Origin of the sequence: Microcystis sp. M_QC_C_20170808_M9Col (genome assembly GCF_007095495.1) — a bacterium.
In the GTDB taxonomy this organism is placed as follows: domain Bacteria; phylum Cyanobacteriota; class Cyanobacteriia; order Cyanobacteriales; family Microcystaceae; genus Microcystis; species Microcystis aeruginosa.
In genome coordinates, this window is sequence record NZ_SFBZ01000237.1 from 1 (window position 1) to 6,988 (window position 6,988).

The window sequence follows — 6,988 nt, forward strand, 5'->3', positions numbered from 1 at the left end:
CGCATTTAAAGCACTTATTCTTAAGATTAGCCGAATCTCCCCCAATCCCTTTACTGTTGCCTCTTGCCTCTTGCCTCTTGCCTCGTCTCAACAAGCAATTTAAATGCTTAACAGCTTATTATCCTCGCAAAGAAATAAAGCTAATTTACACACAGATTATAGGGGCGAGAGGAAAAACCGAGAACCCTCCCAAGGAAAAAAACCGATTTGGTGATGGGGGGATTTTTCAGTTATCAGTGAACAGTGGCAAGTGGGAAGTGGGGAAGTGGGGAAGCTGTCTCATCACCCTATCACCCCAAAACCCTATCACCCTATCTCCTCACTCCTGACGACCGACTCCGGACCCCCGATTACTGATTTGACATTTGGGCGGTGATTACGGTGAGATCGATCGCCCTTTCCCCCCTTCTGATTCTTAGGGGTAAAGATTGACCGATCCCGGTTTTTTCCACCATTTCCTGTAACTCAGCGCCATCGCTAACCGGTTGATTATTAGCTTTGACAATCACATCCCCGCGACGGATCCCGGCTTTTTCGGCGGGGGTATTGGGTAGGACTTTCACCACCAAAATTCCCGACACTTCCGGGACGATCATGGCAGAATTGGGGTTTTGATTATTAGCCCGGGCTAAATCGGGAGTTAGATTAACCATCTGCACACCGATATAGGGATGGGCCACCTTTTGACCTGCTTCTAGGGTTGCTTGTAACTGCTTGGCCCGGTCGATGGGAATGGCAAAACCGATGCCCATGGCATCGGCACGAATCGCCGTATTGATGCCGATGACTTCTCCTTGGGCGTTGAGTAAAGGACCGCCGGAATTGCCCGGGTTAATAGCGGCATCGGTTTGGATAAAATCAATGCGTTTATCGGGAATACCCGCCTTAGCCGCCGAGCGCCCGATCGTGCTAATAATTCCTAAAGTTACCGTATTATCTAGACCGACGGGATTGCCTACTGCGATCGCCCAGTCCCCCACTTGTATGGATGAGGAATTGCCGAGGACGGCTACAGGTAAATTTTCCCCTTGGGGATTAATTTTCACTACGGCTAAATCAGTGATCTCATCAGTACCGCGTACTTCTCCCTTGAAGCTACGACCATCTTTTAAAGTTACCGTTACCTTATCGGCATTATCGACCACATGGGCATTAGTTAAGATTAAACCACTGCCATCGATAATAAAACCCGATCCCTGGCCCGCCACTCGCTGCTGGGTGGGAAGACGAAACTGTTCTCCAAAAAACTCCTGAAAAAAAGGATCATCAAAAAAGGGGCTATTGGGACGAGTAATGATCGCTTCGGTGTCAATTCGCACTACTGCCGCACCCGTGCGCGCCACTGCCTTAGCGACAAAACTTTCCGCCGTCATCTCCGGGGGAATTCTGGCCAGATCGGCGGCAGCGCTGGGCAGATTTTGAGCATTTACCGCCGCTAAACTGCTAAAACCGAGCATAATTCCCAGAAAAGTTGCTAAAGCGTGGGTAATAGTTCGCCGTAACCCTGTAGGAAGTTTCATACTTTGATCTCTGATTCTGATGTTTTGACTGTTTCTGTCTATTGGTTGACAGACGGACTATTAAAAATCTAACAAATCGATCGCTCCGATTAAATCGATGGTTGACACCAAATCCGCCAGCAGACGGATTTGGTCAAGGTTTGCCGTTTACTAGGGCTGGCTGAATAAATCTAAAAACCTTGTTGGATAAGGCTTTTAGACTTTTTTTCCCTCAAAAAGTGCCTACCATTGGAGTGATCGGGGGTAAAATTCCTGGACTTTTTCCCTGAATTTTCAGCAGACCCTAACTAATCTCTGATCACTAGGGGCGATTGCAGGGTAATATTTAAATCTCGATCGGGGTTAACAGAGTATAACTGCACGGAACTACCACCGACAATTCCCGCCGCCGGTAAGCCCCATCCTGCAAGGGTTCCCACGGCTGCCCCCGCTAAGACATCGAGAACTTCGATCTTGCGATCGCCTGTGAGAGCAGCGATCGCTGTGGCTGCCCCCGCACCGGCGAGGGTTCCCCCTAAGATATCTTGAGTTTTTGCCCCTTTACGCAGGGTTTCAGTGGTAGTAATTAATCGCGAAGTGGCATTGAGGGGAATGGTGCGATTACCCCCATCGAGGCGAATTTCATCGGCAATAAACCGCACACCTCGGCCCGCCGCTTCTAAAGTACCCTTGACTTCACTTCCCGCTGCAATCACCACAATCCCATTCCGGTCACGAATATCTCTGGCTACGGTTAAAGTCAGAGGAATAACATCACTTTTAGAAACTAAAATTTTATCGGCTTTCTCGTAATTCAAAGGGATAACTGTTCCCACCGGAATCGAGATTTGTTGAGCGATGAGACGTGGCCGATTAATATTACTTTGAGCGAGGACGGGAAAAGTACCGGACATCGACCCCATGAGCAGGGTAATCAGTAAAGCTGTACTGGCTCTAGTAACAGGATTCATAGACATAGCGGTTATCCTCTCAAAAAACAACAGTGAACTTTCTCTGTTTCTAGATTATTTTTTTCTGTCTGTCATGTCAGTCCCCTCAACAGGGAATTTTTTCCCTCTCTATAGGGAAAAAAGTAGAATGGGAAAGTTTCCGCATTTTGTCCATCGACCGCAAAGGAGAGCCGAACAGCCTAGAATAGTAAAAAACCCTGGATTGCCATCGTCTATGGAACTCGCTGCCGGAAAAATCCTTAGTCATCGCTACCAAATTATCCGTCAATTGGGAAAAGGGGGATTCGGACAGACTTTCTTAGCCTGCGATCGCCAGTTACCCAATCAAAATCGCTGTGTGATCAAACAATTTAAACCCCAGTGCCGGGATGCGGAAACTGTAGCCATCGCTAGACGACTCTTTGAAACCGAGGCGAAAATCCTGCAAGAATTGGGCATTCATCGTCATATTCCCCGTTTATTTGCTTATTTTGAGGAAAATGGGCAATTTTTTCTCGTGCAAGAATACATTGAAGGGGAAGATTTAGCCAGAGAAATTATTGCCGGTGTCTATAGGCAAGATGAAGGGAAAGTGGTAGCTTTATTAACAGAAATTCTCTCAATTCTCGAATTTGTCCATCACAAACAGGTGATCCATCGCGATGTTAATCCCTTTAATCTTATTCGTCGCAGCCAAGATCATCAATTGGTTTTAATTGATTTTGGTGCTGTCAAACAAATTAGCACTCAAGTGGTTAAAGAAGGTAAAACCGTTTCTACCATCGCTATTGGTACCCCTGGTTATTTCCCCAGTGAACAGGCCCAAGGTTATCCGCGTTTTAGTAGCGATATCTATGCCGCTGGTATGATTGGATTACAAGCTTTAACCGGTAAAGATCCCGAAGATATTCCACTGGATGCTCGCACGGGGGAAATTCTCTGGCAACATTTGGCCATGACTAGCGCCGAGTTTAGTTATGTTATCGAGCGCATGATCCGCTATGATTTTCGTCAGCGTTATACCAGTGTCAGTGAAGCATTAATCGATCTGAGAAAATTAGGGAAAATTCATCATCTCGATCCGAAAACTACCCAGTCGGTTAAACCTCAAGGTCCGATTGCTCGTCCAGGGAAATCTTGGCTAACAAAAATCTTGTTTGTCTTTGGGACAATTGGCTTAATAGCGGGCGCTTATCTGGGTTTTGACTATTGGAAAAATTCTCGTAATTCTCTTCGTTACTATCAACAAGGTCAGACTTTTTATCAACTCAAACGCTATACCGATGCCCTCAATTACTATGATCAAGCCTTAAAAATTAATCCCGATTATCTTGAGGCATTCCAAGGAAAAGCTGATGCTTTATTAGCTTTACAAAGATACTCGGAAGCTTTAATTATCTACGAAAAAGCTATTCAAATTAACCCAGATTCCGCTTGGCAAGCTTGGCTCGGTCGCGGGCAAGCTTTAGATAAATTAGGCAAAAATCAGGAGGCTTTGGAAAGTTTTGATCGGGTCTTATCTTTTAATCCTGCCGCTAGTCAAGCTTGGCAAGGTAAAGCCGATATCTATCTAGAACTGCAACAATATTCCGCCGCTCAAAAAGCTCTTGAAAAATTGTTAACTTTTCAACAAAATGATGCAAAAATATGGTACAAAAAAGGCTGGTCATTACAGAATCTTGAGGATTATGAAGGGGCAGTTAAAGCCTATGATCAGGCTCTAGCTATCGAACCAGATAATGCCTTAATTTGGTATCAAAAAGGTAATAGTTTGTATCAATTAAATAAAATTAATGATGCTTTAGAAAGTTATAGCAAAGCCGGACAATTTAATCCCCAATTTTCCCAAGCTCACTATAGTCAAGGGATTATTCTGCAAAAATTAGGCCGCAAGTCAGAAGCTTTGGAGGCATTTACTCAAGCAACTAAAGCCAATTCTAATTATTATCAAGCTTGGTTACATCAAGGGGCATTACTTCATCAAATGGAAAGATTTGATGAAGCGATCGCATCCTACGAAAAAGCTCGCCGCATTTCTTCCCAAAAAGCCGAAGTTTTTATCGGTATCGGTAACGCTTGGTATCGTTTAGGCGACTATTCTCAAGCCATAAACGCCTATCAACAGGCGATTCAAAGACAAAAAGATAACCCAGAAACCTGGAAAAGTTTAGGCAATAGTTGCTTTAAACTCGGTCAATACGAGCGAGCGATTCAAGCTTATCAAGAATCACTTCGTTATCGTTCCAATGACCGAGAAGTGCAAACACAAAAACAACTGGCAGAAACTCGCTGGCAAGAACTTCAGCAATCTTCCCAAAACCAAACCCCCAAAGTCGATAGCGAGGAACAGGTTCCCTAACTTCTGCTCTTTTTCGGCAGCTTTATCGCTTTTTACCAGTATTTCTCGGCAATAGTTCCCGTCCTTGATAAAACTGTTTTATCAGTTCTCCCAAGCGCCAATAAGCTGCCACCATAATTACAGTTAATACTGTCAGCACTGTCACGGGAAGGAGGGCCGATTGACCGAAAATTAGGGCTAAAAGTGGTAGAGATAGACCAAGAACAATAGCGATCGCTAATGTTAACCCCCGCAGACGATTAATATTTTTTAAAGCCCCTTGACAAACAGCACAATTTTTGGTATGGGAGTGATAGCGTTCGAGGAGAATCTCTTTTGATTGTCGGGGGGGGAAAGGTTGACCGGCGAAAGGATCAGCTTGGTATTGATTAACCCAATTGCGATACTCAAACACTAATAAATCCGCTTTGGTAGGGAGATAACAAGCTTGACTAAAATTCCGACTATCCCCCTGAGCTTGCAGATAACGCTCTTGATAGTAGAGAAAAATCTGATCATCTTCAAGAATAGCGTTTTGATTGATGTGGGAATACCAAGTGGGGGTAAGCTTAATGAAGAATTTCGGCAGTTTAGAGTTAAATTTAAAGGGAAAACGAGCAAAGAGACGACATTCTCCCTGACGGATTGGAGTTGCATAGACTGCGGTTAAAGTCCGTCCGAACTTTTCCGAGGTGAGATCGTGGTAAATTAATCCGGGGGCGATAAAATTGCTGTATTGTTGACCTAATTTACCTTTACGCGGTCCTTCGGGCCAAATTCCCCTAAATCCCTGACGATTGGACTCGATAATTTCTAACTCCATAGGAGCGGCATTGGCCCGATTACCGATGGTGAGATGATGGGTATAGGGAACATGACTAGAATCGATAATATTTTCGATTAAAGTGACGGCCGAGTAGGGTAGATCTCGAAAGGTATCCAAACAAATCCAAGCATCGGCATCCTCCTCCATGGGTTCAATAATTGGAATCGCAGTCAGGGGAGCATTTTCAGGATTACCCGCATAAACGAATAATAATCCCTGACGGATAGCCGTGGGAAAAGACCGCACACAAGCGCGTCGAGAGGTGTTAGCTTGACTGTTTTCCGGTTGTTGGGGAATAAATTCACAGTTTCCTCCTCCGGAAAAAGACCAACCGTGATAGGGACATTCTAGATGTCCGCTTTCGTTAAGACGACCTTCTGAGAGAGGAGCGAGACGATGGGGACATTTATCCTCGAAAACTCGCCATTCTTGCTGATTTTTGTCCCACCAAATCACTAAATCCTCTTCTAGTAGGGTAAAGCGTTGGGGCTGCTTTTTGTCTAAATCTTTGACGTAGTAGATAGGATACCAAACTTGACGACAATCAAAGCGATCGATATCTGTTCCCCCGACGGGATGGGTAGCAGTGCTGGTCAGCATAAATTTTAAAATAAGTTAACATTTCTCCTCCAAAATCTAACAAATTTAATCGACAAAAGGGGACAGATGCCGGTATCTGCTGGGGAAACAAACACTGGGGCTATATTTTGGGGTGATAATTAAAGGGTTAACCACAGAAACCAAAAACCTACCTAAAGCTTTTTAAAGTTACTCATTTCTGTAGCTAGATAACTAAAATAAGTAACTTTGGCCAGCAATTCTCATTTTGAAACGATTTTGCGTTGTTTCAGCGATATAGAGATTCGTTAAGAATTATTAACCCCTCTAGGTGCAGGGGTTTTAATGTCATGAAACCTTAAAATGAGAATTGCTGAACTTTGGCCACAGATAGATTTTAAGAACGTTATCAGGTATAATCAGGATATGAAGCTAGTTGAACGTCATATTATCAGTCAAAACCATCCCTTATGGTCAGAAATCGACCATTATGCCTTCTTGTCAAAAAATTTATTCAATCTAGCTAACTACCATTATCGCCAATATTTCTTTGAAAACTCCCAAAAACTGAGTTTTAATCAACTCTATCATCTGGTATCTAAAACCTCAGATTATTTAGCTTTACCCACGAATTTAATCAACTCTATCATCTGGTATCTAAAACCTCAGATTATTTAGCTTTACCCACGAAAGTGAGTAAGCAGATAATCAGAAGATTAGATCAGGCTTGGATTAGTTATTTTGCCGCTTTTAGAGCTTGGAAAAAACACCCTGAAAAATTTTTAGGAAAACCTAAAATTATTAAGTATAAGGACAA

The 6,988-nt window shown here is 43.6% G+C and carries 5 protein-coding genes; 2 read left to right on the forward strand and 3 right to left on the reverse strand.

From position 1 onward, the window contains the following. Window positions 1–350: 350 nt before the first annotated feature. Complete coding sequence (locus EWV68_RS13785; RefSeq protein WP_061433213.1) at window positions 351–1,520, reverse strand: HhoA/HhoB/HtrA family serine endopeptidase; 1,170 nt, start codon at window positions 1,518–1,520, stop codon at window positions 351–353. A 287-nt stretch (window positions 1,521–1,807) separates the two neighbouring features. After that, window positions 1,808–2,476 carry a hypothetical protein gene (locus EWV68_RS13790; protein WP_287170131.1) on the reverse strand — a complete coding sequence of 223 codons (669 nt, stop codon included), beginning with the start codon at window positions 2,474–2,476 and terminating at the stop codon, window positions 1,808–1,810. A gap of 208 nt (window positions 2,477–2,684) precedes the next feature. On the opposite strand from EWV68_RS13790, the gene EWV68_RS13795 reads away from it, so the two are divergent. Beyond that, window positions 2,685–4,808, forward strand: coding sequence for a serine/threonine-protein kinase (locus tag EWV68_RS13795; protein WP_287170134.1), 2,124 nt, complete (start codon window positions 2,685–2,687; stop codon window positions 4,806–4,808). 22 nt (window positions 4,809–4,830) lie between these two features. Here EWV68_RS13795 and EWV68_RS13800 read toward each other — a convergent pair whose 3' ends face one another. After that, complete coding sequence (locus EWV68_RS13800) at window positions 4,831–6,213, reverse strand: aromatic ring-hydroxylating dioxygenase subunit alpha (RefSeq protein WP_287170132.1); 1,383 nt, start codon at window positions 6,211–6,213, stop codon at window positions 4,831–4,833. 384 nt (window positions 6,214–6,597) lie between these two features. On the opposite strand from EWV68_RS13800, the gene EWV68_RS13805 reads away from it, so the two are divergent. Further along, window positions 6,598–6,849: a transposase gene (locus EWV68_RS13805; protein WP_287170133.1), complete on the forward strand. Its 252-nt coding sequence runs from the start codon at window positions 6,598–6,600 to the stop codon at window positions 6,847–6,849. Window positions 6,850–6,988: the final 139 nt, after the last annotated feature.